Source organism: Pukyongiella litopenaei (genome assembly GCF_003008555.2).
GTDB lineage: Bacteria > Pseudomonadota > Alphaproteobacteria > Rhodobacterales > Rhodobacteraceae > Pukyongiella > Pukyongiella litopenaei.
Genome location: NZ_CP027665.1, coordinates 3,847,978 through 3,873,702, shown reverse-complemented (window position 1 = coordinate 3,873,702; position 25,725 = coordinate 3,847,978). Strand labels below are relative to the sequence as shown.

Here is a 25,725-nt window from a genome sequence, read left to right as displayed (position 1 = left end):
ATACAATAACCGCGACTTACGGCGTTGTCTTGATGCGGGGAATGTCGAACGTCGGGTCGGCCAGCGTAAAGCCATCGAACCGGAACCCGGGTGATACGGCGCAGCTGACCAGCGTGTAGTCGCCGGTGCTGCGCGCGGATTGCCAGTGATGCGGCGGTACGATCACCTGCGGCGCGCCGCGGGTCGGATCGGGGGACAGCAGGTGGTCGGTTGCGGGGCCGGTCTCGGTTTCGCTCAGCGACAGAACCAGCGGTGCACCCGCGTGAAAGAGCCAGATCTCGGTGGCGTCGACCCGGTGCCAGTGGCTGCGTTCCCGCGCTTTCAGCAGGAAATAGATGCAGGTCGCGCTGGCGCGGCCGCCTGCGACGGGCATATCCGAAATCCAGGTCTGCCGATACCAGCCGCCTTCGGGATGCGGTTTCAGGTCGAGGTTACGGATGATGTCGGCGGCGGTCGGATCTTGCATGGGGCCATCCAAGCACAATCACGCGTGATCGCCTATGGTATTCGGCGGGTGGTGCCCTATCCTTGGCCCATGCCCGTTTCGATCCCGTTCGACAATTCCTATGCCCGCCTGCCAGAGGGGTTCTTTGCCGCGCAGGCGCCGCAGCCGGTGCGGTCGCCCCGGCTGGTGGCTTTCAATGACGACCTGGCCCGGCTGCTGGGGATCGCGGCGGGCGATGCGACGGAAATGGCGCAGGTGTTCGGGGGCAACACGGTGCCGCAGGGGGCCGAACCGCTGGCGCAGCTCTATGCCGGTCACCAGTTCGGCCAATACAACCCGCAGCTTGGCGACGGGCGCGCGGTCCTGCTGGGCGAAACCGTGGGCACGGACGGGCAGCGTCGGGACATCCAGCTCAAGGGATCGGGGCGCACGCCATTCAGCCGCATGGGCGATGGCCGGGCCTGGCTGGGGCCGGTCCTGCGCGAATATGTGGTCTCCGAGGCGATGCATGCCCTCGGCATTCCGACCACGCGAGCGCTGGCGGCGGTCGAGACCGGCGAGGAGGTGATCCGCGAAACGGTTCTGCCCGGCGCGGTGTTGACGCGGGTGGCGTCCAGCCATCTGCGGGTCGGCACGTTCCAGGTCTTTGCCTCGCGGGGGCAGATCGACCGGCTGAAGCGCCTGACGGGCTATGCGATCGCCCGGCATTACCCGGATGCGGACGGGCCGATGGCGTTGCTGGCGGCGGTGCGCGACGCGCAGGCCGTTCTGATCGCGCAATGGATGGGTGTCGGGTTCATCCACGGGGTGATGAACACCGACAATTGTGCGATCTCCGGCGAGACCATCGACTATGGCCCCTGTGCATTCCTCGATGTCTATCACCCCGACACGGTGTTCAGTTCGATCGACCGTCACGGGCGCTATGCCTATTCCAACCAGCCGGGGATCGCGGTGTGGAACCTGGCGCAGCTGGCCACGGCGCTGATCCAGCAATTCGACGACCCGGCGGCGGCGGTCGAAGAGGCGACCGGGATCGTTCATGCCATGCCGTCGCTGATCGAACAGGCGTGGCTGCGGATTTTCCGGGCCAAGATCGGGATCACGACGCCGCGCGACGGCGACGACGCGATGATCACCGACCTGCTGGCGCGGATGGCCGCAGGGCAGGCCGATTTCACCAACACGTTCCGGGCGCTGGCAGGGGAGCGCGCGCACGACCAGTTCACCGATCCCGCCGCGTTCGACCAATGGGCCGAGGGCTGGCAGGCGCGGCTGGCGGACGAACCGGACCCGCAGGCGGTTATGCGGGCGGCGAACCCGGCCTTCGTTCCGCGCAATCATCGGATCGAACAGATGATCTCGGCGGCGGTGGGTGGCGATTATGCCCCGTTCGAGCGGCTGAACGCGGTGCTGGCGCACCCGTTCGAGGACCAGCCCGATCACGCCGACCTGGCCCGGCCACCGACGCCGGACGAAGTGGTGCCCGCTACATTTTGCGGGACCTGAGCCTATTTGCGGTTGATCAGCACCAGTCCGGCGGCCACCAGCGCCAGCGCCGCCCAGACCGAAACCGAGACCTGTTCGCCCAGCAACTGCCACCCCATGAACACCGCCAGGACCGGCGACAGAAAGCTGAACGAGGCCACGCCCGAGGCGCGGTAGATCGTCAGCAGCCAGAACCACACCAGGTAGCCGATGCTCACCACGCCCACGGTCTGGAACGCCAGCCCGGCCCAGTGCAGCGCGCCGGGTGCGCGGAACAGGTCGCCCATCAGCGGCGACAGCAGCAGCAGGATCGGCACCGACGTGGCGACCTGGATGAACAGGCATTGTGTCGGCCGGGCAGCCGCCAGTGGCGTCAGCCGGAGCACCAGCGCGATCGACCCCCAGAACAGCGCGGCCCCCAGCGCGAACAGGTCGCCGGCGAGGCTCGCCTCTCCACCGCCGTTTCGCGACAGGATGGCCAGCGCCACGCCGCCCATCGCCAGGGCCAGCCCGGCGGCGCGCGGCGCGTTCAGCCGCTCGCCCGGCAACAGCAGATGCGCCGCAAGCGCCAGCCAGACCGGCATCGAATAGAAGATCACTGACGCCCGCGACACCGTGGTCAGGTCGAGCGCGATGAACAGGCAGACGAACTCGGCGACAAACAGAAGCCCCGCCGCCGCGCTCCAGAGCAGCACCTGGCGCGACGGGATCAGCGGGATCCCGCGCCAGATCATCCACAGCGCCAGCACGCCGGTCGCGCCGACCGATCGCAGCGCGGCCTGAAACACCGGGCCGAACCCGTCACCCGTCACCTTGATCACGACCTGGTTGAACGCCAGGATCAGCGCGAATGCGCTCAGCGCGGCGGCGCCGGGGCCGTCGATTGCACGTTTCTCCTCCATTTGCGTATCGGGTGTGCAGTTGCCGGCGCTGTCAATCGTTCCGTCCCGTCGCGACTTGCGCAAATTCCGCGCGTTGCGCAGAAAGGACGGATGACGCGACGCGACCGCACCATCAGGCTGGCCAGCTACAACATCCAGAAATGCGTGGGGCTGGACATGCGCCGCCTGCCGCGGCGTATCCTCCAGGTTCTGGACGGTCTGGGGGCCGAGATCGTCGTGCTGCAGGAGGCCGACAAACGGTTGCCGCCCCGGCCCGCCGCGCTGCCGCATTTCGTGCTGGAAGAGGCGGGGTGGCAAGTGGCGGATCTCGGCGGCGCCGGGTCGCTGGGCTGGCACGGCAACGCGGTCATCTGGCGGGGCGACGACCTGCGGATGACCGGCATGGGCCACATGCCGCTGCCGGGGCTGGAGCCGCGCGGGGCGGTGCGGGCCGAGTTCGTGACCGGCGCGGGGCCGTTGCGGGTGATCGGCATGCATCTGGGACTGGTCGGCCATTACCGGCGGCAGCAGCTGATCCACCTGCATGACGAAACCCGGGCCCTGCCACGGATGCCGACGGTCTGGGCCGGGGATTTCAACGAATGGTCGCGCCAGCCGGTGCTGGACAGCTGCGCGCCGGGCATGCGGTTCCTGCCGCCATTGCCGAGCTTTCCGTCACCGCGACCGGTCGGGCCGCTGGACCGGATCGCGCTGGGACCGGGGCTTGCCGCGCGCGATCACGGGGTGCACGGCGCCCGCCCGGCGCATATCGCATCCGATCATCTGCCGGTCTGGGCCGACCTGACCATCACCGCCGCGTGATCCCCGTGCTCTCAGTTTCCCCTTTCCTTGCCGCGCAAAACCGTCACTCTTGATCCCGGTAAACGGGATTGGGAGCCAAGACATGAGCATGATGGGAACTCTGGCCAAGCTGGCCATCGGATACGCGGCCGCGCGCGGGGTCGATCACCTGACCGGCGGCAAGGGGATGATGGGCGGCGCACGGGTCGCGCCGGGCAAGGCCAGGGCGAAACCCGCGCCGGGCATGGGGCAGGTCCAGGACATGATGTCATCTCTGGGCGGCGGCGCGGGCATGGCCAGCGTTCAGGACATGCTGGGGCAGCTGACCGGCGGCGGGGCCGGCGGTCTGGCCGACATGCAGAAAAACATCGCCGCGATGGCCAAGCAGAGCGGGTTCGACCTGTCGGCGATCCTCGGCGGGGCTCCGGACAGCGCCGCGAAGGGCGGCCTGCTGTCCTCGCAACCCGAGGCCGGGCCGGGGCTGGCCGGGGTGCTGGCCGCGCTCGGCGGGGCCGCCGCCGCGGGCGGCACGGGCACGGCGCAGATGATCGACCAGTTCAAGACGGCGCAGGCGGCGCCGCAGGCCGAGGAAGCGGCCGGGCTGATGCTGCGCGCGATGATCCAGGCCGCGAAGAGCGACGGCGAAATCGACAAGGCCGAACAGCAGAAGATCATGGAGACCCTCGGCGACGATGCCGATGCCGAGGATATCGCGTTTATCCGGGCGCAGCTCGCCGCGCCGGTCGATGTCGAGGCGCTGGCCGCCGCGACGCCCGCGCCGCTGGCCGCCCAGGTCTATTCCATGTCGCTGATGGCGATCCGCCTCGACCGGCAGGGCGAGGCGGATTATCTCGATGACCTGGCGCGTGCGCTGGGGCTGAACCAGCAGATGGTCAACACCCTGCACCTGCAGATGGGGGTGCAGCCGCTTTACGGCTGAGACCGGGATCAGGCGGCCGAGCTCCGGCCGCCACCGCCCCCCTGAGCGCCGCCCCGCTTGCCGCGCGGCGGGCCGCGCCGCCGGCGGCGCTGGCCGCCGGGTGCGGCACCGGATTTGCCGCCGGGGTTGCCACCGGGTTTCCCACCGGGGCCCCGGCGCCCGCCACCGCGCCGCTTGGGCGCTGCGGGATCCTCGACCGGTTCCCAGGGGCGGCCCGAGGCCACCGGGATCGACAGGCCCATCACCTTCTGGATCGCCTTCAGTTCGCCCATCTCGTCGGGCGCGCAGAACGCGATCGCGGCGCCGTCCTTGCCGGCGCGCGCGGTGCGCCCGATGCGGTGCACATAATTGTCGGGCACGTTGGGCAGGTCATAGTTGTAGACGTGTTTCACGTCCGGGATGTCCAGCCCCCGCGCGGCCACGTCGGTGGCCACCAGCACCTTGATCTCGCCGGCCTTGAAGGCGGCGATGGCGCGGTCGCGCTGGCCCTGGCTCTTGTTGCCGTGGATCGACCCGGCGGCAAACCCGGCCTTTTCCAGCACCCGCATCAGTTTTTCCGATCCGTGCTTGGTCCGGCCGAACACCAGGGCGCGTTCGTCCCGGTGCGCGTCCAGAAGCTCGATCAGCAGGTTGGTCTTTTCCGCCTTGGCGATGAAATGCACCGCCTGCGTCACCTTGTCGGCGGCTTTGCCCGGCGGCGAGACCTCGACCCGGACGGGCCGGTTCAGATAGCTCTGGGCGATCTCGTTCATCTGTTTCGACATCGTGGCCGAGAACAGCATCGTCTGGCGATCCTCCGGCAGCAGCCCGGCGATCTTGCGCAGCGCGTGGATGAACCCGAGATCGAGCATCTGGTCGGCTTCGTCCAGCACCAGGAAATCGCAGCTTTCCAGCGTCAGCGCGTTCCGGTCCAGCAGGTCGAGCAGCCGCCCCGGCGTCGCCACCAGCAGGTCGGTGCCGCGTTCCAGCCGTTTCATCTGGGCGTTGATCGACTGGCCGCCGACGACCATGCCGACCTTCAGCGGCGTGTCCTCGGCCATCGCGCGCAGGGTCTGGACGATCTGCCCGGCCAGTTCGCGGGTGGGCGCCAGCACCAGCCCGCGCACGGTGTAGCGGTCGGGCTTGCGCCCGTAGCCCAGCATCCGCGTGACCAGCGGCAGGCCGAAGGCCGCGGTCTTGCCGGTGCCGGTCTGCGCCAGCCCCATCACGTCGCGCCCGTTCAGCGCGTGCGGGATCGCCTGTTTCTGGATCGGGGTCGGTTGGGTTATGCCCATGTCGGCCAGCCGCTGCACCAGCGCCGCCGGCAGGCCCATCATGTCGAAATCGCTCAAGTCATATCCTTTCGGGCCCGCACGGCTGTGGGGCCGGGTTTTGCCGCGGATGCGCGGCGTCGGTGGGGCGCCATCCCTCGGGTTCGGTGGCCTCGTGCCAACGACGAACCGGTCTGGCGTTTGGCCCCACGCGTGATTTTGGGATCAATCGGGCAGCGTCCCGGTGGCCTGCGGGATGTATCCCGCTCCATCTTGGTTCTGTGTCCTGCTCACGCGGCAGCGGACGTTGCCTTGAGGGGCCACATGGGCGTTGCCGGGGCGAAAGTCAACAGCCGAAAGCGGTCAGAACCCGGTGGCCCCGGAAACGGGAACCGGCTAAACCCGGAATCCAGAGCTGTTTCGGGGGTTCCATGTCAGAGTCGATCATCGCCCGCTGCGAGGCCAAGGGCCTGCGCATGACCGGCCAGCGCCGGGTGATCGCGCGGGTTCTTCAGGACAGCGACGACCACCCGGATGTCGAAGAACTCTATGCCCGCGCCTCGGCGCTGGATGCGGGTATCTCGATCGCCACGGTCTATCGCACGGTGAAGCTGTTCGAGGAAGCCGGGATCCTGGAACGGCTGGAGTTCGGCGACGGGCGCGCGCGCTATGAAGACGCCGAGCGCGACCATCACGATCACCTGATCGACATGAATTCGGGCGAGGTGATCGAATTCGTCGATCCCGAGATCGAGGCGCTGCAGGAAAAGATCGCCGCCAAGCTGGGCTATGAGCTGCGCGGACACCGGCTCGAACTCTACGGGGTGCCGCGCAAGCCGGACGGCGCCGGCTAGGCGTTCGCCCGCACCCGGCGCAGCGACAGCGGGATCAGCAGCGACAGGATCATCAGCCGCACGAAATGGCAGGCGGCGACAAAGCCCGGGCTGGCGCCCATGGCCGCACCGAGCGCCACCATGGTTTCCAGCCCGCCCGGCGAAAAGGCCGCCAGCACCTGCGCGGCGGGCATCGACAGAACCGCCGCCACCGGCAGCGCGATCAGCGCCGCGACCGCCACGGCGATCGCGGTGGTGATCAGCCCGGCGGCCAGGGCCGCGCGGAACTGCGCCAGCGACATGCCCGAAAACCGCGTGCCGATCAGGGTGCCGAGCACGGCAAAGGTCGGCATCATCAGCCCGGACGGCACCGCGCCGGGCGTGAGCGAGGTGGCATGGGTTGCCGCGGACACGCCCATCGCGCCCAGCAGCATCGGTGCGGGCAGGCGCAGCCGGGTGCAGGCCAGCCCGGCCAGGATGCCCGCCGGTATCAGCAGGACCAGGTGCCACGGCACCATCGGCGGGCCGAACTCGATCACCGCGCCGCGCATGTCGATCCCCATCGCCAGCGCCACGAAGGGCACCGTGACCGTCAGCGCCAGCAACCGGATGGTCTGCACCACCGCGACCCGCCCGACATCGCCGCCGGTATCGGCTGCCAGGCCGAGGACGAAACTCAGGTGACCGGGCGCCGAGGCCAGCAGGGCGCTGGTCGGATCGAACCCGAAGCCCCGTGTCAGCACCGCGCGGCACAGGCTCATCGTCGCCAGCAGGCCGGCGGCGAGGGCGGCGAAGGCCAGCGGCCAGCTCAGGATGGCCGCCGTTGCATTGGGGTCGAACCCGGCGCCGATGCCCAGCCCCATGACCACGAAACAGCCGTCGCGCAGTCGGTCGGACAGGGCGGCCTGCACGCCCGCCAGCGCCGCGAGGCTCACCGCCAGCGCCGGGCCGATCAGAATCGGCACCGGCAGGCCCAGCACCCAGGCCAGCACCGCCCCTCCGGCGCCGAGCGCCAGCGTGCGAAGGGTCACGACCCAGGAGGGCGGCGTTGCGTGCATGCCGGTTGCGTAGCACCGCGATGGTCAAAGGGCAATTCGGCCACCGGCATGCTTGCGGGTGTCCGGGATTTCGGTCATGGCAGCGAGATACCCCTTTGCCGGAGTCGCCCCGATGGACAACCTGCGCGGTGCCGCCCTCATGACCCTCGCCATGTTCGGCTTTGCCGTCGAGGACATGTTCATCAAGCTGATGGCAGGCTCGATGCCGCCGTGGCAGATCATGCTGTTCATCGGCTCGGGCGGGGCGATGATCTTTGCCACGGTCACGCTGCTGAAACGCCAGTCGCTCTGGTCCCGCGCGTTCCTTGCGCGGCCGGTCCTGCTGCGCAACCTGGGCGAGATGATCGGGACGCTCGGCTTCGTGACGGCGCTGGCCCTGATCCCGTTGTCGCAGGCCTCGGCTGTGCTGCAGGCCACGCCGCTGGTGGTGACGCTGGGGGCGGCGGTGTTCCTGCGCGAACCGGTTGGCTGGCGGCGGTGGTCGGCGGTCATCGTCGGTTTCCTCGGCGTGCTGCTGGTGATCCGTCCCGGAACCGACGGGTTCAACATCCTCACGCTCTGGGCGGTGCTGGCAACGCTGGCGCTGGCCGGGCGCGACCTGGCGACCCGGTCGGTGCCGCCGGCGACCTCGTCCTTCCAGCTCAGTTTCCTGGCCTTCCTGTCGCTGGTCCCGACCGCGCTGGTGCTGGCCGCGTTCAGCGATGTGCCGTTCCATGCGCCGCGCCCGCGCGAACTGGGATTCATCGTCTGCGCCGTCGGTGTCGGGGCGCTGGCCTATTACGCCATCGTCGCGGCGATGCGGATAGGCGAGGTGTCCTTCGTCACCCCGTTCAGGTATTCGCGGCTGATCTTCGCGATGGTGATCGGCGTGGCGATCTTTGCGGAACGCCTGGACGGGCCGATGCTGATCGGCTCGGCGATCATCGTCGGATCGGGCATCTACACGGTCTTGCGGGAACGCAAACTGGCGCGCTCCGCGCGCCAGCCCCTTTCCCCGCGCCTTCGCGCCCGTTATGACGCGGGCGAATCTATGTTTCGTGACCAGCAGGGACCCATGATATGAGCACCATCATCGACATCCACGCCCGCGAGATCCTCGACAGCCGGGGCAACCCGACCGTAGAGGTGGACGTGATCCTCGAAGACGGCACCATGGGCCGTGCCGCCGTGCCGTCGGGGGCCTCGACCGGCGCCCATGAAGCCGTGGAACGGCGCGACGGCGATGCCGCCCGTTATCTGGGCAAGGGCGTCCTCGAGGCGGTCGCGGCGGTCAATGGCGAGATCGCCGAAGAATTGCTGGGCCATGACGCCACCGAGCAGGTCGCCATCGACGAGGCGATGATCGAACTGGACGGCACCGCCAACAAGGGGCGGCTCGGCGCCAATGCGATCCTGGGCGTATCGCTGGCGGTGGCCAAGGCGGCGGCGGATTTCACGACCCAGCCGCTCTATCGCTATGTCGGCGGAACCTCGGCACGGGTGCTGCCGGTGCCGATGATGAACATCATCAATGGCGGCGAACATGCCGACAACCCGATCGACATCCAGGAATTCATGATCATGCCGGTCGCCGCGGACAATATCCGCGACGCGGTGCGCATGGGTGCCGAAGTGTTCCACACGCTGAAAAAGGAACTCTCGGCGGCGGGGCTGGCCACCGGTGTCGGCGACGAGGGCGGCTTTGCCCCGAACATCGCCTCGACCCGCGAGGCGCTGGATTTCATCCTCAAGTCGATCGAGACCGCGGGCTACAAGCCGGGCGACGACATCCATCTGGCGCTCGATTGCGCGGCGACCGAATACTACAAGGACGGTAAATATGTCCTTGCCGGGGAAGGAAAAACCCTGAGCTCGGAGGAAAACGCGGCCTACCTGGCGGCGCTGGTTGCCGATTACCCGATCATCTCGATCGAGGACGGGATGGGTGAAGACGACTGGGACGGCTGGAAGGCGCTGACCGACCTGCTGGGGGACAAGGTGCAACTGGTTGGCGACGACCTGTTCGTGACCAACCCGGCGCGGCTGGCCGAGGGCATCGCAAAGGGCTGTGCCAACTCGATGCTGGTCAAGGTGAACCAGATCGGGTCGCTAACCGAAACGCTGCGGGCCGTGGACATGGCCCATCGCGCCGGGTTCACCAACGTGATGTCGCACCGGTCCGGCGAAACCGAGGATGCAACCATCGCCGATCTCGCGGTGGCCACCAATTGCGGGCAGATCAAGACCGGGTCGCTGGCGCGGTCCGATCGGCTGGCAAAATACAACCAGTTGATCCGTATCGAGGAATCGCTGGGCGAAACCGCGATCTACGCGGGCCGGTCGATCCTCAGGGGCTGAGATTCAGCCGGGGCGCGGGGCTGTCGCGCCCGCGCCCGGCCGCTCAGAACACGCGGCTCATCAGCATGTAGCGTTCCCTCGGGCGGAACCCCGCCCGCAGGTAGATCCGCTGGGCGGCTTCGTCGTCGCGGTCAACCTCGAGATGCAACGCCTTGACGCCGGCCCCGGCCAGCGCCTTGGGCAGTTCCGACAGCACCTCGGTGGCGATGCCACGGCGGCGCACGGCCGGCCGCAGCCAGATTTCGTCGACGAACCCGTCCATGCCGCCGAACTCGACCGACCAGCCGAAGGTCACGATCACATAGCCGATCGGCGAGCGCGCCGGTCCGATCAGGTAGGCCGCGCCATAGGGCGACCCGTCAAGCAGCGGCGCCAGCGCGTCCTGGCGGGTGGCGGCATCCTGTCTGATGCCCATTTCGTCGTGAAAGGCGGCAACGAACCCGGTCAGGCGGTCCAGATCGCCGGGTCCGGCCAGATGCAGCGATGCGCTCATAGCCGGGACAGCCTCTCGGTCAGCAGCGCAAAGAACCCGTCCGCGTCCACATCGCCGATGAAGGTTGCGTTGGGGGGGCGGTCGGTCACACCCCACCAGTCGGCCACGGTCATGCCCAGCGTCAGATCCGACCCGGTCTCGATCTCGACATTGACATGCCGCCCGGAAAACAGGTCGGGCCGGATCAGGTAGGCGGTGACGCAGGGGTCGTGCAGCGGCGCGCCGTCGCTGCCGTATTTCTCGCGATCGAACCGTTCGAAGAAATCGGTCATCTCGGCGACGGCGGTGCCGACCTTCGTTCCCAATGCGCGAAAGGCGTCGTTGCGCGGTCGGGTGACCAGCACCTTGTGGGTTACGTCGAGCGGCATAACCACAATAGGAGCGCCCGATTTGAACACGATATCAGCGGCTTCCGGGTCAACGTAAATGTTGAACTCGGCGGCGGGCGTGATGTTGCCCACCTCGAAATAGGCGCCGCCCATCAGCACGATTTCCTGCACGCGCGGCACGATATCCGGCGCGCGCCGGAACGCGGTGGCGATATTGGTCAGCGGTCCCAGCGGGCAGAGCGTCACCGTGCCGGGATCGTGAGCGCGCAGCGTGTCGATGATGAAATCGACCGCATGACCCGGCGCCATCGGCATGACCGGATCGGGCAGGGCGGGACCATCGAGCCCGGTCTTGCCATGCACATGCTCGGCGGTAACCAGTTTCCGCGTCAGGGGCGCGTCGCAGCCGGCAAAAACCGCAATATCGGTCCGGCCCGCCAGTTCGCAGACCATCCGCGCGTTTTTCGCGGTCAGCGGCAGCGGCACGTTCCCGGCCACGGCGGTGATGCCCAGCAGGTCGATATCGTCGGGACTGGCCAGCGCCATCAGGATCGCGACGGCGTCGTCCTGTCCCGGATCGGTGTCGATGATGATCTTGCGCCGTGTCATTGCCCTCTCCGCCGGTCGCGCGGACCCTCGCAGGCGGGCGGCGGGAAGTCCAGCGCTTCAGCCCGCGCGTTCGGCACGTTTCACCGCGTCCCACAGCGCATCCATCTCGGCCAGATCGCTGTCTTCGGGGCGCTTGCCGGCATCGGCCAGCCGCGCCTCGACCCCCTCGAATCGGCGGATGAACTTGGCATTGGCACGGCGCAGCGCGGCCTCGGGTTCGATCCCCAGGTGCCGGGCGAGATTGGCGATCACGAACAGCAGGTCGCCGAATTCCTCTTCCAGGTGGTCCGGGTCGGCATTGCCTTTCGCCTCGGCCAGCTCGGCGGCTTCTTCGGCGATCTTTGCGATCACCTCGTCGGTGGCAGGCCAGTCGAACCCCACCCGCGCGGCGCGTTTCTGCAGCTTGTAGGCCCGCAGCAGCGCCGGCAGGTTCGCGGCCACCCCGTCGAGCGCGCCTTTCTGCGCCTTCTCGCTGCGTTCGGCGGCCTTGATTTCTTCCCAATCGCGGGTCTGCTGGTCGGCGGACTTGTCGCGGCTTTCATCGCCGAACACATGCGGATGGCGGGCCACCATCTTGTCGGACATGCCGCGCACCACGTCCTGAAAGGTGAAATGCCCGGCCTCGGCGGCCATCTGCGCATGGAACACCGACTGGAACAGCAGGTCGCCCAGTTCGCCGCGCAGCTCGTCCCAGGCTTCGCGGTCGATCGCGTCGGCCACCTCATAGGCCTCTTCGATTGTGTAGGGGGCGATGGTGGCGAAATCCTGCTCGATATCCCAGGGGCAGCCGGTTTCGGGCGCGCGCAGCCGGCGCATGATTTCCAGCAGGCGTTCGATTCCGGCCTCGGGATCGTGGATGAGCGCGTCGTTGGGCATTGCGGTGGCCTTTCATCCGGTGTCAGATGCATCCATTCCCGAGTGTGCCGCAGGAGTCCACCCCATGCCCGTGATCAACCGAATCGCCGAGTTCGCGGCCGACATGAAGGGCTGGCGCCAGCAGTTGCACCGGATGCCCGAGCTCGAATTCGACCTGCCGCGAACGGCGGGTTTCGTCGCCGACAGGCTGCGCGAGTTCGGCGTTGACGAGCTGCATGAAGGCATCGCGCAGACCGGTCTCGTGGCCATCGTCGAAGGGCGCGGTCCCGGGCCGGTCATCGGGTTGCGCGCCGATATGGACGCGCTGCCGATCACCGAGGAAACCGGTGTCGGTTATGTGTCGGAAAACGTGGGGAAAATGCATGCCTGCGGCCATGATGGCCATACCACGATGCTGCTGGGCGCGGCGCGTTACCTGGCCGAGACCCGCAATTTCGCCGGCAAGGTCGCGCTGATCTTTCAGCCCGCCGAGGAAAACGGCGCCGGGGGCAATGTCATGGTCGAGGAAGGCATCATGGACCGGTTCGGGATCGACCAGGTCTATGCGCTGCACAACGCGCCGGGGGTCGAGGCCGGTGCGTTCTATACCACGCCGGGGCCGATCATGGCGGCGGTGGATACGTTCGAGGTGCATATCCAGGGTGTCGGCGGACATGGCGCGATGCCGCATGAAACCCGCGACCCGGTGATCGCCGCCTGCGGCATGGCGCAGGCGATCCAGACCATCGTCAGCCGCAATCACTATGCGCTGGACGATCTGGTGGTTTCGGTCACGCAGATCCACGCGGGCACGGTCGACAACGTGATCCCCGACACCGCCTATATCAACGGCACGATCCGGACCTTCGATCCGCGGGTGCAGCAGATGGTGATGCGCCGGTTGCAGGAAATCGTCGACGGGCAGGCCGCCAGCTACGGCGTCGGGGCGCGGCTGGATTACGTCGTGGGCTATCCCGCCACGGTCAACGACCCGGACCGCGCCGGTTTCGCCGCCGCGGTCGCCGCCGAGGTGGCGGGCGAAAGCCGCGTGGTTGCCGATGCCGGGCGCGAGATGGGGGCCGAGGATTTCTCCTACATGCTCCGGGCGCGGCCCGGCGCCTACCTGTTCATCGGGCAGGGCGACACCGCCGGGCTGCACCATCCGAAATACGATTTCAACGACGAGATCGCCCCGGTCGGTGCATCGTTCTTTGCGCGGCTGGTCGAGCGGGCGCAGCCGTTGGCGGGGGCATAGGCGGGACACAGGCGATGGCGCTGGAGGATGCAAAGAACGAGGTCGATCACGCCTTTACGCGCGATGATCTGCGCGGGCCCAGCTTCGAGGGCACGTTCGGCGGCGCGCTGTCCTTCCTGCGCCGGCGCTATACCAAGGATCTGAGCGGCGCCGATTTCGCCGTCACCGGAATTCCGTTCGACCAGGCGGTGACCAACCGGCCCGGCACGCGGCTGGGGCCACGCGCGATCCGCGAGGCCAGCAGCTTGCAGGCGCCCGATCCGCCCTATGGGTGGCCTTTCGACCTGCTCAGCGAGTTTGCGATCGTCGATTATGGCGATCTGGCCTATGACTATGCCGATATCCCGTCCTTTCCCGCGCGGCTGACCGCGCATATCGGCGGTATCCTCGACGCGGGCGTGGCGCCGGTGTCGCTGGGTGGGGATCATTACATCAGCTTCCCGATCCTGCGCGCCTTTGCCGAGCGGTTCGGGCCCATGTCGCTGCTGCAATTCGATGCCCATACCGACACCTGGGCCGATGACGACATGGACCGGATCGACCACGGCACCATGTTCTACAAGGCGGTGAAATCGGGGCTGGTGGACCCGGCGCGGTCGGTGCAGGTGGGGATCCGCACCAGCAATGCCGATACGCTGGGGGTGAACATCATCGACGCCCGCGCGGTGCATGAGAACGGCCCTGCCGCCACCGCGCGCAGGATCCGCGAGATCCTGGGCGATCACCCGGTCTATCTGACATTCGACATCGACGGGCTGGACCCGGCCTATGCGCCGGGCACCGGCACCCCGGTCTGGGGCGGGCTGACCAGCGCGCAGGCGTCGATCATGCTGCGCGACATCGCCGGGATCGACCTGCGCGGCGGCGACGTGGTCGAGGTGTCGCCGCCCTTTGACACCACTGGCGCGACCGCCATCGCCGGGGCGCATGTGGCGACAGAAATTCTCTGCCTGCTGGGCGCGGCGCGGCGCGGGACCTGACCGACGGCGGGTGCGCAAATAGGTCGCGCCAGCGTTCGCGGCCGGGCATGCTAGGGTGCCGGAAGGGCGGCAGAGGTGCCGGGTTTGAGGACGGACAGGGCCGGGGGAGGCACGCGCCGGCCGGGAAGGGACATGAGACGGGTCATACTGGTATTGTGGGTGTTGCTGGCCGCGGCCGCGGTGGCCATAGGCTATGTTCGGCTTGCGCCCAGCGATCCGATGCGGTGGCATGTCGAGATCCCCGATGACACCAACCGCGATTTCCGCAACGGCTCGATCCGGGTGCTGGAAACCGGACCCGACGGGCTGGCGCGGCTGGCCGGGGCCGTTGCCGGGATGCCGCGCACCAAGCCGATGGCCGGTTCGGTGAAAGACGGGCGCATCACCTGGGTCACGCGCACGCCGGTCATCGGTTTTCCCGACTATGTGACCGCCGAACAGCGCGGCGACCGGCTGCTGGTCTGGGGGCGGTCGCGGTTCGGCAGTTCAGATCTTGGGGTGAACCGGGAACGGGTCGAGACCTGGCTGCAGGTGTTCCAGCCGTGACGACAGGCAGCCCTGGCGAATCTCGCGCCACATCGGCACGTTGAGCGACATCTGGCACTGGGCCATGAACATGCGCCCATCGACCTGCAGGCAGATGGTTTCACCCAGCTCGACCCGCGCCCCCTGGCTGTCGGTGCAATAGCAATCGCGCAGCTTGCCGCCCGGACCGATGACATCGGCCAAAACGGGGCCGGTCATCGGGGCGGCGATCAGGCAAACTGTGCTCAGGACGCGGATCATGGCGGCATCCTAACACGTTCCGGCCCTTGACCAAAGCCGTGCGATCTTTCACACCGCCCCAATGGTTCCCGAAGAACGCCTTGAACAGATCACCCAGCGGTTCGGCTATCTCGAAGCGGCGATGGCCGAGGCTTCGGGCAGCGACATCGCGGCGCTTGCGCGCGAATATTCCGAGCTCAGGCCGGTGGTGGAACAGATCGCCGCCTGGCGCGCGCTGCTCAGCGACCTGTCCGAGGCCGAGGCGCTGCTGGACGATCCCGACATGCGCGAACTGGCCGAAGAGGAAATCCCCGCCCTGCGCGCGGCGATCCCGCAGGCCGAGGCCGCGCTGCAACTGGCGCTGCTGCCGCGGGACGAGGCCGACAGCCGCCCCGCGATCCTCGAGATCAGGCCCGGAACGGGCGGTGACGAGGCCGCGCTGTTCGCCGCCGATCTGCTGCGCATGTATCAGCGCCATGCCGAGGCGCGCGGCTGGCGGTTCGAGATCATCGAGGAACAGGCGACCGAACTGGGCGGGATCAAGGAGGTGGTCGCCCATATCAGGGGCGACGGCGTGTTCGCGCGGCTGAAATTCGAATCCGGCGTGCATCGGGTCCAGCGGGTGCCGACGACCGAAAGCGGCGGCCGGATCCATACATCGGCCGCCACCGTTGCCGTGCTGCCCGAGGCCGAGGACGTGGATATCCAGATCGACGCGGGCGATCTGCGCATCGACACGATGCGCAGCTCGGGCGCGGGCGGGCAGCATGTGAACACCACCGATTCGGCGGTGCGCATCACCCACCTGCCCACCGGGATCGTGGTGACCAGCTCCGAGAAATCCCAGCACCGCAACCGCGAGATCGCGATGCAGGTGATGAAGACCCGGCTTTATGATCTCGAACGCCAGCGCGTCGACAGCGAACGATCCGCCGACCGGGCGGCGCAGGTCGGCTCGGGCGACCGGTCGGAACGGGTGCGCACCTACAATTTCCCGCAGGGCCGCATGACCGATCACCGCATCAACCTGACGCTCTACAAGCTCGACCAGGTGATGCAGGGCGATCTGGACGAGGTGATCGACGCGCTCATCGCCGACGACCAGGCCCGGCGCCTGGCCGAACTGGGCGGCTGAGGGCGCGGTGGCGAACGGCCCACAGACCGCCGCGCAGGCCATGGCCGCCGCCGCCGCGCGCCTGCGGGCCGCCGGGGTCGGCGATCCCGCCCGCGATGCCCGCGTGCTGCTGGCCCATGCCGCCCGCATCGACGCCGCCCGGGTGACCCTGATCGCGCCCGAGGCGCTGACACCCGAGATCGCCGAACGCTATGAGCAGCTGGTGGCCCTGCGCGCGGTGCGGGTGCCGGTGTCGCATCTGGTCGGCGAACGGGATTTCTATGGCCGCCGGTTCAAGGTGTCCTCCGACGTGCTGGACCCGCGCCCCGAAACCGAGACCCTGATCGAGGCGGCGCTGGCCGAGCCATTCGCGCGGGTGCTGGATCTCGGCGTCGGGTCGGGGTGCATCCTGGTGACGCTGCTCGCGGAAATGGCGCAGGCCACCGGGCTGGGGGTCGACCTGAGCGATGCCGCCTGCCTGCAGGCCAGCGCCAACGCGGTGTTGCACCGGGTCGCGCCGCGCGCCGATATTCGCCGGTCGGACTGGTTCGGTGCCGTGACCGGCCGGTTCGACCTGATCGTGTCGAACCCGCCCTATATCGCCGCGGACGAGATGGGGCGGCTCGACCCCGAGGTGCGCCGGCACGAACCGGAAATGGCGCTGACCGATGGCGGCGACGGGCTGGGCGCCTATCGCGCGATCGCCGCGGGCGCGGGGCGGCACCTGGCACCCGGTGGCCGGCTCCTGGTCGAAATCGGCCCGACCCAGGCCGAGGCGGTTTCGGCCATGTTCGCCGGGGCCGGGCTGGCCTCGGTCGCGGTGCTGCAGGATCTCGACGGCCGTGACCGGGTGGTCGCGGCGCGGGCGGTTTTCGGCTGATCCGGTGGGAAAAATCGCGCGCGCGGCCAGATTTTCGCGACAAAGCGCCGGGAAACACTTGTCTGCGGCGGCAGGACGTGCTTACTCGAACTTGTCGCGACGGTGACGGATCCTTCGATCTTCCCATGTGACGCCAAGCCGAAATGTCAGTCTCTGGATGGCAGGCGCAGGATGCGCAACACGGGTGGCAACGACACTGAAACAAATGCTTAAAGCGATATGAGATCATCCAAATCACGCTCGCGGTCGAAATCCAACCGCAACCGGCCTTCGGGCGGCAACGTCATCAACCGGGTTTTCGACAGCTCCGGACCCGAGGGCAAGGTGCGCGGCACGCCGCAGCAGATCATCGACAAGTACAACCAGTTGGCCCGTGACGCGCAGCTGGCCAATGACCGCGTCGCGACCGAGAATTTCCAGCAGCATGCCGAGCATTACCTGCGCCTGCTGAGCGAGGCGCAGCGCGAGCAGGACGCCCGCCGCGAAGAACAGGAGCGGCAGAACCGCGAACGCCAGGCCGAGCGCGACCGCGAACGGGCCGAGCGCGCCGAGCGTCAGGAACGCGAGGCCGCGCAGCGGGCCGCGGCGGAACAGGCCGAACCCGCGCAATCCGATGTGTTCGAGGTCGCGGGCGGGGATGACAGCGATACCAGCGGGCTGGTGGAAACTCCCGAGGATGCGCCGCGCAAACCGGCGCGGCGGACCAGCCGGCCCCGCAAGCCGAAGGCCAAGGCCGACGGCAATGGCGACGGTAATGGCAACGGCAAGGCGGAACCGGCCTCCGAAGCCGACGGTCCGTCGCCCGAGGCCGCAGAGTAGCGGTCAGCCTGCCGGCGCGATTGCGCGGGCCAGGGCGCAGAACCGGTCCAGCGACACCTGTTCGGCCCGTTGCGTCGGGTCGATCCCGGCCGCTTCGAGCGTGCTGGCGATGTCCGGGGCCAGCCCCTTCAACGCGGCGCGCAGCATCTTGCGACGCTGGTTGAACGCCGCCGCGACGACGCGCGACAGGATCGCCGGATCGGCCGGGTAGCGTGGCGCGGGCAGGGCGGTCAGCTGCACCACCGCCGATGATACCTTGGGCGGGGGGGTGAACGCCCCCGGCGGCAGCGACATCACGATCCGCGCCTCGGCCCGCCACTGGGCCAGAACGGCCAGCCGGCCATAGGTCTTGGAGCCGGGCGCGGCGACGATCCGCTCGGCCACCTCGCGCTGGAACATCAGGGTCAGGCTGGACCAGAAGGGCGGCCAGTCGGCTGGGGTCAGCCAGCGCACCAGCAACTCGGTTCCCACATTATAGGGCAGGTTGGCGACCACCCGCACCGGCGGGGTGAGATGGGCCAGCGGATCGACCTGCAGCGCGTCACCGTTGATCACCTCGAGCCGGCCGGGATAGGCGGCGGCGATCTCGGCCAGCGCGGGCAGGCAGCGGGTGTCCTTTTCCACCGCCAGCACCCTGCGCGCGCCGGAGGCCAGCAGGCCCCGGGTCAGCCCGCCGGGGCCGGGGCCGATCTCGAGCACGTCGCTGCCGCTCAGGTCGCCCGCCTGCCGTGCGATCTTGGCGGTGAGGTTGAGATCGAGCAGGAAATTCTGCCCCAGCGCCTTGCGCGCCGACAGCCCGTGTGTGGCGATCACCTCGCGCAGGGGCGGCAGGGTGTCGATGGCGCTCATGTCCGGGCCACCGGGGTGCGGGCCGCGCCGTTGCGCAACGGTTTTCGTGCCTCCGGCGGGAGTTTTTCCGGCAAGATGAAGGAGGCGCGGGTCACGGTGCTGCCAGGTCCCGTGCCATTTCCAGCGCAGCGATCAGGCTGTCGGGGCGGGCGGTGCCCTGGCCGGCGATATCGAACCCGGTGCCATGATCGGGGGATGTGCGCACGAAGGGCAGGCCCAGTGTCACATTCACGCCGGTGTCGAAATCCAGCGTCTTGATCGGGATCAGCGCCTGGTCGTGATACATCGCGATGGCGGCATCATAGTGGGCGCGGGCGGCGGCGTGAAACAGGGTGTCGGCGGGGTGAGGGCCGGTGAGGTCATGGCCGTCGCCGCGCATCCGGTCAATCAGCGGAGCGATCCAGTCCAGTTCCTCGTGCCCCATCGCGCCGCCTTCGCCCGCATGCGGGTTCAGACCGGCGACGGCCAGCCGTGGCCGGGCGATGCCAAACCGGTTGCGCAGATCGCGTTCGGTGATCTCGATCGTGGCACGCAGCAGGTCGGGGGTCAGCGCGCACGGCACCTCGGACAGGGCGATGTGGATCGTGGCGGGCACCACCCGCAGCCGGTCGCTGGCCAGCATCATCACCACCCGGTCCACGCGAGCGAGCGCCGCCAGGAATTCGGTGTGGCCGGGATAGGCGAAATCCGCCCCGTCGATCAGCACCTTTTTCGAGATCGGCGCGGTGCAGAGCGCAGCGGCGGCGCCGGTCCGGACCAGGTCCACCGCCCGTTCGATCGCGGCGACGACCATCGGGGCGTTCGCGCTGTCCGGGATGCCGGGCCGGACCGGCGCGGGGAAGCGCAACGGCAGGACCGGCAGGGCCCCGGAGCAGGCCGCGGCCGCATCGGACGGGTCCGACAGTTCGGCCACGGGCGTGCCTTGGGGCAGGTGGGCCGGGTCGCCGATCCAGATGAAGGGGCAGCTGTCGCGCAGCCTGTCCCAGGCTTTGGCGGCAAGTTCGGGGCCGATCCCCGCCGGATCGCCGCAACTGAGCGCGACCGGGCCGGGGGCACGCGCGGCGGCGGTCATTCTTCGACGATCAGCGCATCCGCCCGCAACTGTTCGAGATAGCTGTCCGAAAAGGCGGACAGCCGTTGCTGGGTGAGCGCGTTGGCGACCTGTTCGCGCGTGGCTTCCTCGTTCAGCGCGGCGGTGCGGTTGCACATCATGACCAGCATCAGCGTCTGGCCGTTCGACCGGGTGAGCGCGGTCGAGATCTCGCCATTGTCGAGCTTGGCCAGTTCGAGCGCAACGTCACGCGGGATCTTGCCCGGCGGCAGTTCGTGACGTTCGAGCAGTTCCGGCGGCAGGTCCTTGTTGATCCCGTAGAGATCGTCGCAGCGGTCCACCCGCGCGATGATGTCGCCGGCGCGGGCCAGTGCGTCGGGCGTGCGGCCGCCGGGGATCAGATAGGTGGCGTAGTCGATCGCCGAATAGCTGGGGCGTGCCGGCGCGGTTTCACGAATGCCGCGCATCTGGAACAGCGCGACCGCGTCGGGCAGAGCGATCGGGTCGGTGACCTCGCCCGGGGCAAGCTCGAGCAGCACCGGCTGCAGCCCCGCAGGCAACCGGCCCAGCGACAGCCAGTCCATCCGCCCGCCATTGGTGCGGGTCTGCGCTGCGGAATAGCGTTCGGCGGCGGCGGCGAAATCGGCCTGGCTGGTGATCCGCGACAGTTCCTCGGCGAGCGCCTCGGCCCGTTCGACCGTCTGCGGCGTCACCGGGATGATGATCTCGGAGAGCAGCACCTGCACCCCGCCGCCCTGCGTCTGGCCCAGGGCGCGGTCGATTTCGGCGGCGGTGGGACGCGCCTTGGCCAGGAACCGTTCCTGGATCAGGTTGCGCCAGGCCAGGCTGACCTCGGTGAAATCGCGCATGGTTTCGGCCTGCACCCCGCCGGCGGCAAGCGCCTTGAGAAACTCGTCGGCAGAGAGTTCCGTCCGGCCCGCGAATTCCTCGATGCCGAGTTGCACGTCCTCGGGGGTGACAGAGATCCCCGCCTCCTTGACCGCCTGCTGTTTCAGGCGGTCGTCGATCAGCGCCTCGCGCGCTAGCCTGGCCGGATCGCCGGGCGCGCGCAGCAGGCTCATCAGCCGGGTGCGCTGGTCCAGTTCGAACTGGGTGACGACGGTTTCGTTGACCCTGATCGCGGGCGAAAACAGCCCCTGCGCCATCGCCGGGCCAATACCGGTTCCGGCCAGGATCGCCGCGATCGCGAAAGCGCGGGTGCCGCGGGCCAGCCAGCCGCAGGTCGGGTAAGGAATGGTCAACTGCATTTGCGCCTGTATCTGTCTTCGTTGCCGTCGATCGAGAAACCGTTCAGCGCGATGGTAAAGCCGAAATCCGTTGTCGGCACAACACTTGTTGACGAGGTATAACGCCGCTGTACCGAAACATCGACGGTCACGCATTCGTTGCGATAGACCACGCCGAACCCGGCCCGCGTGGCCAGGTTGTCGGTGATGTCATAGCGCAGATGCGCCCGCGCGGTCCATTGCGAATGGATCAGGTATTCGCCGTCGAACCAGAATTCCGACTGGGCCTTGCTGCGCCCTTCGATACTGTCGGCCCCGAGCCAGAGATAGGTGCTGGACAGGCCGAGCCGGTCCCCGAACCAGTCGCCGCGGATCTCGGCCTTGTTGATGCCGAGATCGCCGTCGAGCAAGGTGCGCCCTGTAAGCGCCAGCCCCTGATCGGTGAGGATCTGCCCGGCCACCAGCAGGTCCGACGAGGTGCCGGACAGGCCGGAGGACACCGAGAAACCCGGATTGGCGGTGGTCCGGAACACCTGGCCCAGCGTGGCCGATGCCTGCCAGCCTCCCGGGGCATAGCGCGACCAATTCACGCCGTAAACGAATGTCGGCCTGTGTTCACGCTGGTCGGGGGCGGGAAACCGCGACAGCGACAGCAGGTTGCCGCGGTCGAACTCGACGAACCGGCTTTCGTCAACCGGCACATTGCCGCCATGCAGGTCGGTCCAGCCGACCTGGACCACCGGTTCGATCAGGTGGGTCGCTCCGGTCGCGGTGGTGCGCATCATCGGATAGGCCAGTTTCAGCGCCGCGCGCGGCGAGGTGCGCAGGATGTCGCCCGGATAGGTGCTGTCCTGGTGGATGCGGAACAGGTCGGCGGAAACGCCCATCAGCCAATCCGCGCGCAACCCGTTGCCGAACACCCAGTTGCGGCGCCAGCTGAAATCGGCGGTGGCGCGTTGCACGTCGCGGCCGATCACGTCCTCGTCGGACCGGCGGTGGTGGGTGTGGAACAGCAGGCCGGTCCGCAGCTCACCACCGATGCCACCCGGATGGAACCGTTTTTCCCAGGCCGCGTCAGCGACAAAGCTGGGTAGGGTTTCCTCGTTGTCCGAGTCGCGCAGCGATTCGAAATGGATCAACCCGATGTGAAAGAAATCGTCGCGCTTGATGCGTTCCAGCCTGATTTCGCTGCGCAGGCGATCGACATCGGGAAGACCGTAGTCGTTGACATAGCTGTCATCCGACACCGCCTCGATGTCGAAGGTGAGCCGGAAGTCGCGGGGCAGGTTGAACCAGCCATCGCTGAACAGGTATCCGCGATGCTCTCCGGGCATCAGGTCGTCGCGGGTATAGGCCCCCTCGATGTTCAGGCGACCGGCGCGATAGGCCTGCCGATAGCGAAAGCCCAATGTGCGCGTCTTGGGCGACAGGTAGGGTTCCACGGTCAGATCGCGATGCGGCCCGATCGGAAAGAAATAGGGGATCTTCACCCCCGGCCCGAGTTCCGAGGTCGTCCGCACCGACGGCACCAGAAAGCCGCGCGCCCGATCCAGCGTCGGGTCCGGCAGGCGGAACCGCGGAAAATAGAACACGGGTATGTCGAGAACCCGGAACTGCGCATCCTCGAAATACAGTTGCCGTTCCTGCTGGTCGTGGATGATCTTGCGGGCGCGGATCTGCCAGAGCGGCGGGCGCCCGTCCGCGCAGACCCGGCACGAGGTCACGGCGGTCTTGAACAGTTGCGAATAGCGGCCGCCGACACGGGTCATCTGCAGGGCGGCAAGCTGCAACTGCTGGTCCATCACCACCCGCGCGCCGCTGATCAGCCCGTTCTGCAACCCGGTATCCAATTCGGCGCCGGTGGCCAGCACGGTGATGCGGCCGCCCTGGTCGATACGCACCGGGCCTTCGATCGACAGTTTGTCGTTGTCCCGGTCGAAGGTGATGCGGCGGGCGCTGATGCGGGTATCGCCCTGGAACGCCTCCACGTTGCCCTCGGCCACCAGCGTGCGGTCGGGGGTGATGAAGACACGATCCGCCACCAGCGAGGACGGCGCGGGCGCGGTGTCGGCCTCCTGCGCGGTCGCGGTGTCGGCCTCCTGCGCGGCGGCGGACAGGCCGGTCCCCAGCAGTATCGCGATGGCGGCGATCCAGCGGCGCATCATCCGTCCTCCGCGTGCAGCAGCAGGCCGATGGTCAGCATCACCGAGGCCAGCGGCGGCGCCCAGGCCGCCAGCAGCACCGGCAGCTGGTCGTTCTCGCCGAGGATCTGCGCAAAGTTCCGGATGAAATACAGGCCGAACCCGAGAAGCACCGCCATCAGCACCGCGATGCCGGTGCCGCCGAACCTCGCGTGCCGCATGGTAAAGGCCGCGCCGACCAGAACCATCGCCACCAGGAACAGCGGGCGGGCCAGCTGCACCTGGTAGAGCACCTCGTGCCTGGTGGTCGAGAACCCGGCCTCGCGAAGCTGGCGGATCATGTCGGGCAGGGCGTAGATCGAGATGCCCGAGGGCCGGCCCAGGCTGTCGCGGATGCGTTCCTCGGTCAGCGTCGTCGGGATCTCGAGCTGCTCATGCCGCGCCGAATTGGTCTCGGGGTTCATCCCCGCCACCAGCGGCCAGACCTTTGCGTCCCGCAACAGCCAGTGATCGCCCATGTAGCGGGCGGTCGCGGCCTCGATCCGGCGCACCGGCGATCCCTGCGGGGCGTAGGACAGCACCGTGACGTGAATGAGCGTGGGCCGGTTGCCGGACCCCGAATAGCCGGTGGCATGGATCACCGACTGGCCCTGCGCGCCGCCCTGGCGCAGCCAGAGCCCTTCGCCGGACAGCGACAGGGTCGACACGCCGCCGGTGCGATAGGTGTCCGACAGCTGCTGGTAGTATTTCGACGTGGCGGCCACGATCGGGTTCAGCGTGCTGGCCGCAAGCAGCCCCACCAGCGTGGCCACCGCCACCGGCGCGGCGAGCGCCCGGATGCCCGACCGCCCGGTGGCCCGCGTCACCACCAGTTCGCTGCTGCGGGCCAGCCCGACGAACAGCACGACGGTGGACAGGATCATCATCAGCGGCAGGATCTCGTCCAGCGCCGCCGGGGCGTTCAGCAGGGTCAGCTGCACCAGTTGGGCAAAGGTCACGTCGACCTCCTCGAACCGGCGCAGCTGTTCGATCAGGTCGATCAGCAGGATCAGCGACAGGAAGATCGCGCCGATCATCAGGAACGACTGCAGGAACCGCCGGGCAAAATAGCGATCGAGGATCATGCCGGTTCACCTCGGCCGGACCGGTCGCGGCGAGCGGTGCGGCGCCACGGGACCAGGGCGGAAACGGGCCGTGACGCGACCTGCATGAACAATGCCGCGACGGCGAGCCCGGTCACGGTGGGCAGGTAGATGATCGGCCACATGGCGGGGTTTTTCAGCACCGGTTCGGACACCACCCCGCGCATGACCTCGAGCAGGATCAGCAGCACGAAGGCCGCCAGCACCTGCCGCCAGACGCCGAACCGCGAATAGCTGCCCAGCATCAGCGTCGAATACCCGATCAGCGCCACCGCGATACAGACCAGCGCACGGGCAAAGCGCAGGTGCAGCTCCTCGGCGAGCTGGCCTTCGCTGTAATTCTCGGTCTTCGCGATGCCGGCGCGGTCCCGGATGAGCTCGAGGGTGGGGATCTCGCGGATGTTGCGGCTGCCCTTGTCGCGTTCCTTGATCAGGGCGCTGATGTCATAGGAAAAATCGGTAAACACCGTGGTGGACAGACTGTTGGTGTCCGCGTCCAGCCGCTGCGCCATGCCGTTGACCATGATCAGGTTGCCGCGGTCGCCGTCGCGCACCAGGTAGGCCTCGGCCGCCGTATAGGTGGTTTCGCGGGTCTCGTCGCGCCGGTCGGACAGGAACACGTCGCGCAGGGTGCCGTCCGGGTCGATTTCCCGGATATAGAAGGTCACGCCCGCCGTGGGGTGCAGGAAATCGCCTTCGGTCAGCAGCCGCGCGGTGACGTTGCGGGCCATTTCGGCCTCGCGCACCGCCAGCTGCTTGATCGACGCGGGCATCAGGACATGGGTGAGGATGCTCATCATCAGCGCGGTGATCAGCCCGAAGGCCAGCGCCGGGCGCGCCAGCCGCCAGGGGCTGGAGCCGGTGGCCTGCATCACCGTCAGTTCGCTCTCTGAATTCAGCCGGTTGGTGACCCATACGGCGGCGGCAAAGGCCGCCATCGGCAGCACCATGCGGATCAGGTTGGGCAGGATCAGCGCGGTGAACTCAAAGAACACCAGCGCCGATTGCCCGTCGCCGATCAGCCGGTCGAACAGGACCACCGCGCGGTTGATCCAGAACACCGACACCAGAATCAGCGCCGAGAAACCGAAAAACAGCAGCAACTGCGACAGCACATATCTGTCGTAGCGTGACAATGCGTTCTCCCGGACCTGCCCAATTTC

The 25,725-nt window shown here is 68.1% G+C and carries 26 protein-coding genes; 12 read left to right on the top strand and 14 right to left on the bottom strand.

Annotated elements, in window-relative coordinates; translation table 11 throughout:
- Positions 1–16: 16 nt before the first annotated feature.
- A complete protein-coding gene (locus C6Y53_RS18880; RefSeq protein WP_106473836.1) occupies positions 17–466 on the bottom strand; it encodes a cupin domain-containing protein in 450 nt (149 codons plus the stop codon).
- A gap of 69 nt (positions 467–535) precedes the next feature.
- Here C6Y53_RS18880 and C6Y53_RS18875 point away from each other — a divergent pair, with 69 nt between their 5' ends.
- Positions 536–1,954, top strand: a complete 1,419-nt coding sequence (locus tag C6Y53_RS18875) for a protein adenylyltransferase SelO (RefSeq protein ID WP_106473835.1) — start codon at positions 536–538, stop codon at positions 1,952–1,954.
- Between the two features lie 2 nt (positions 1,955–1,956).
- On the opposite strand, the gene C6Y53_RS18870 is transcribed toward C6Y53_RS18875, so the two are convergent.
- Positions 1,957–2,835: a DMT family transporter gene (locus C6Y53_RS18870; protein ID WP_106473834.1), complete on the bottom strand. Its 879-nt coding sequence runs from the start codon at positions 2,833–2,835 to the stop codon at positions 1,957–1,959.
- Between the two features lie 90 nt (positions 2,836–2,925).
- On the opposite strand from C6Y53_RS18870, the gene C6Y53_RS18865 reads away from it, so the two are divergent.
- Complete coding sequence (locus tag C6Y53_RS18865) at positions 2,926–3,636, top strand: endonuclease/exonuclease/phosphatase family protein (RefSeq protein WP_106473833.1); 711 nt, start codon at positions 2,926–2,928, stop codon at positions 3,634–3,636.
- Between the two features lie 82 nt (positions 3,637–3,718).
- Positions 3,719–4,555 (top strand): tellurite resistance TerB family protein, encoded by an 837-nt coding sequence (locus C6Y53_RS18860; RefSeq protein WP_106473832.1) that lies wholly within the window; start codon positions 3,719–3,721, stop codon positions 4,553–4,555.
- A gap of 8 nt (positions 4,556–4,563) precedes the next feature.
- Here C6Y53_RS18860 and C6Y53_RS18855 read toward each other — a convergent pair whose 3' ends face one another.
- Entirely contained in the window at positions 4,564–5,886 is a 1,323-nt protein-coding gene (locus C6Y53_RS18855) for a DEAD/DEAH box helicase (RefSeq protein WP_244614895.1), read from the bottom strand.
- A 350-nt stretch (positions 5,887–6,236) separates the two neighbouring features.
- Here C6Y53_RS18855 and C6Y53_RS18850 point away from each other — a divergent pair, with 350 nt between their 5' ends.
- Complete coding sequence (locus C6Y53_RS18850) at positions 6,237–6,659, top strand: Fur family transcriptional regulator (RefSeq protein WP_106473831.1); 423 nt, start codon at positions 6,237–6,239, stop codon at positions 6,657–6,659.
- On the opposite strand, the gene C6Y53_RS18845 is transcribed toward C6Y53_RS18850, so the two are convergent.
- On the bottom strand, positions 6,656–7,696 hold the full coding sequence (locus tag C6Y53_RS18845) for an AbrB family transcriptional regulator (protein WP_106473830.1): 1,041 nt from the start codon (positions 7,694–7,696) through the stop codon (positions 6,656–6,658). The two genes, C6Y53_RS18850 and C6Y53_RS18845, sit on opposite strands and share 4 nt — an antisense overlap.
- A gap of 76 nt (positions 7,697–7,772) precedes the next feature.
- Between C6Y53_RS18845 and C6Y53_RS18840 the strand changes: the two genes are divergently transcribed.
- Together C6Y53_RS18840 and eno are read left to right on the top strand one after the other, a co-directional pair.
- The gene (locus C6Y53_RS18840) at positions 7,773–8,759 is read left to right on the top strand and encodes a DMT family transporter (protein WP_342212767.1); all 987 of its coding nucleotides are present in this window, start codon (positions 7,773–7,775) and stop codon (positions 8,757–8,759) included.
- On the top strand, positions 8,756–10,033 hold the full coding sequence (gene eno, locus C6Y53_RS18835) for a phosphopyruvate hydratase (protein ID WP_106473828.1): 1,278 nt from the start codon (positions 8,756–8,758) through the stop codon (positions 10,031–10,033). Before C6Y53_RS18840 ends, eno begins: the two co-directional genes overlap by 4 nt.
- 43 nt (positions 10,034–10,076) lie before the next feature.
- Here eno and C6Y53_RS18830 read toward each other — a convergent pair whose 3' ends face one another.
- Genes C6Y53_RS18830 through mazG form a run of 3 tightly spaced genes read right to left on the bottom strand, consistent with a single transcriptional unit; the run spans position 10,077 to position 12,340 of the window.
- Complete coding sequence (locus tag C6Y53_RS18830; RefSeq protein ID WP_106473827.1) at positions 10,077–10,526, bottom strand: GNAT family N-acetyltransferase; 450 nt, start codon at positions 10,524–10,526, stop codon at positions 10,077–10,079.
- Positions 10,523–11,464 (bottom strand): nucleoside hydrolase, encoded by a 942-nt coding sequence (locus C6Y53_RS18825; protein WP_106473826.1) that lies wholly within the window; start codon positions 11,462–11,464, stop codon positions 10,523–10,525. Before C6Y53_RS18825 ends, C6Y53_RS18830 begins: the two co-directional genes overlap by 4 nt.
- A 57-nt stretch (positions 11,465–11,521) precedes the next feature.
- On the bottom strand, positions 11,522–12,340 hold the full coding sequence (gene mazG / locus C6Y53_RS18820) for a nucleoside triphosphate pyrophosphohydrolase (protein ID WP_106473825.1): 819 nt from the start codon (positions 12,338–12,340) through the stop codon (positions 11,522–11,524).
- Between the two features lie 64 nt (positions 12,341–12,404).
- On the opposite strand from mazG, the gene C6Y53_RS18815 reads away from it, so the two are divergent.
- The 3 genes from C6Y53_RS18815 (at position 12,405) to C6Y53_RS18805 (ending at position 15,100) form a co-directional block, all read left to right on the top strand.
- Positions 12,405–13,574 (top strand): M20 aminoacylase family protein, encoded by a 1,170-nt coding sequence (locus tag C6Y53_RS18815; protein WP_106473824.1) that lies wholly within the window; start codon positions 12,405–12,407, stop codon positions 13,572–13,574.
- Between the two features lie 14 nt (positions 13,575–13,588).
- Complete coding sequence (speB, locus tag C6Y53_RS18810) at positions 13,589–14,554, top strand: agmatinase (protein ID WP_106473823.1); 966 nt, start codon at positions 13,589–13,591, stop codon at positions 14,552–14,554.
- Between the two features lie 132 nt (positions 14,555–14,686).
- Positions 14,687–15,100 (top strand): DUF1499 domain-containing protein, encoded by a 414-nt coding sequence (locus C6Y53_RS18805; RefSeq protein ID WP_106473822.1) that lies wholly within the window; start codon positions 14,687–14,689, stop codon positions 15,098–15,100.
- On the opposite strand, the gene C6Y53_RS18800 is transcribed toward C6Y53_RS18805, so the two are convergent.
- Positions 15,041–15,340 (bottom strand): hypothetical protein, encoded by a 300-nt coding sequence (locus tag C6Y53_RS18800; protein ID WP_106473821.1) that lies wholly within the window; start codon positions 15,338–15,340, stop codon positions 15,041–15,043. The genes C6Y53_RS18805 and C6Y53_RS18800 overlap by 60 nt on opposite strands.
- Positions 15,341–15,401: 61 nt before the next feature.
- On the opposite strand from C6Y53_RS18800, the gene prfA reads away from it, so the two are divergent.
- The 3 genes from prfA to C6Y53_RS18785 all read left to right on the top strand — a co-directional run bounded on the left by prfA (position 15,402) and on the right by C6Y53_RS18785 (position 18,132).
- Positions 15,402–16,454, top strand: a complete 1,053-nt coding sequence (gene prfA / locus C6Y53_RS18795) for a peptide chain release factor 1 (protein WP_106473820.1) — start codon at positions 15,402–15,404, stop codon at positions 16,452–16,454.
- Positions 16,455–16,494: 40 nt separating this feature from the next.
- A complete protein-coding gene (prmC, locus tag C6Y53_RS18790) occupies positions 16,495–17,313 on the top strand; it encodes a peptide chain release factor N(5)-glutamine methyltransferase (protein ID WP_106474204.1) in 819 nt (272 codons plus the stop codon).
- A gap of 219 nt (positions 17,314–17,532) precedes the next feature.
- Positions 17,533–18,132, top strand: a complete 600-nt coding sequence (locus C6Y53_RS18785; protein WP_106473819.1) for a DUF4167 domain-containing protein — start codon at positions 17,533–17,535, stop codon at positions 18,130–18,132.
- A gap of 3 nt (positions 18,133–18,135) precedes the next feature.
- Here C6Y53_RS18785 and rsmA read toward each other — a convergent pair whose 3' ends face one another.
- From rsmA to lptF, 6 genes are all read right to left on the bottom strand, one after another.
- Positions 18,136–18,981 carry a 16S rRNA (adenine(1518)-N(6)/adenine(1519)-N(6))-dimethyltransferase RsmA gene (rsmA, locus tag C6Y53_RS18780; protein ID WP_106473818.1) on the bottom strand — a complete coding sequence of 282 codons (846 nt, stop codon included), beginning with the start codon at positions 18,979–18,981 and terminating at the stop codon, positions 18,136–18,138.
- A 91-nt stretch (positions 18,982–19,072) separates the two neighbouring features.
- Positions 19,073–20,053 carry a 4-hydroxythreonine-4-phosphate dehydrogenase PdxA gene (gene pdxA, locus C6Y53_RS18775; RefSeq protein ID WP_106473817.1) on the bottom strand — a complete coding sequence of 327 codons (981 nt, stop codon included), beginning with the start codon at positions 20,051–20,053 and terminating at the stop codon, positions 19,073–19,075.
- A complete protein-coding gene (locus tag C6Y53_RS18770; protein ID WP_106473816.1) occupies positions 20,050–21,300 on the bottom strand; it encodes a peptidylprolyl isomerase in 1,251 nt (416 codons plus the stop codon). Before C6Y53_RS18770 ends, pdxA begins: the two co-directional genes overlap by 4 nt.
- Positions 21,291–23,441 carry an LPS-assembly protein LptD gene (locus tag C6Y53_RS18765; protein ID WP_106474203.1) on the bottom strand — a complete coding sequence of 717 codons (2,151 nt, stop codon included), beginning with the start codon at positions 23,439–23,441 and terminating at the stop codon, positions 21,291–21,293. Before C6Y53_RS18765 ends, C6Y53_RS18770 begins: the two co-directional genes overlap by 10 nt.
- The gene (lptG, locus tag C6Y53_RS18760; protein WP_106473815.1) at positions 23,441–24,544 is read right to left on the bottom strand and encodes an LPS export ABC transporter permease LptG; all 1,104 of its coding nucleotides are present in this window, start codon (positions 24,542–24,544) and stop codon (positions 23,441–23,443) included. The genes C6Y53_RS18765 and lptG overlap by 1 nt, the downstream gene beginning before the upstream one ends.
- Positions 24,541–25,698: an LPS export ABC transporter permease LptF gene (lptF, locus tag C6Y53_RS18755; protein WP_106473814.1), complete on the bottom strand. Its 1,158-nt coding sequence runs from the start codon at positions 25,696–25,698 to the stop codon at positions 24,541–24,543. The genes lptG and lptF overlap by 4 nt, the downstream gene beginning before the upstream one ends.
- Between the last annotated feature and the right edge of the window lie 27 nt (positions 25,699–25,725).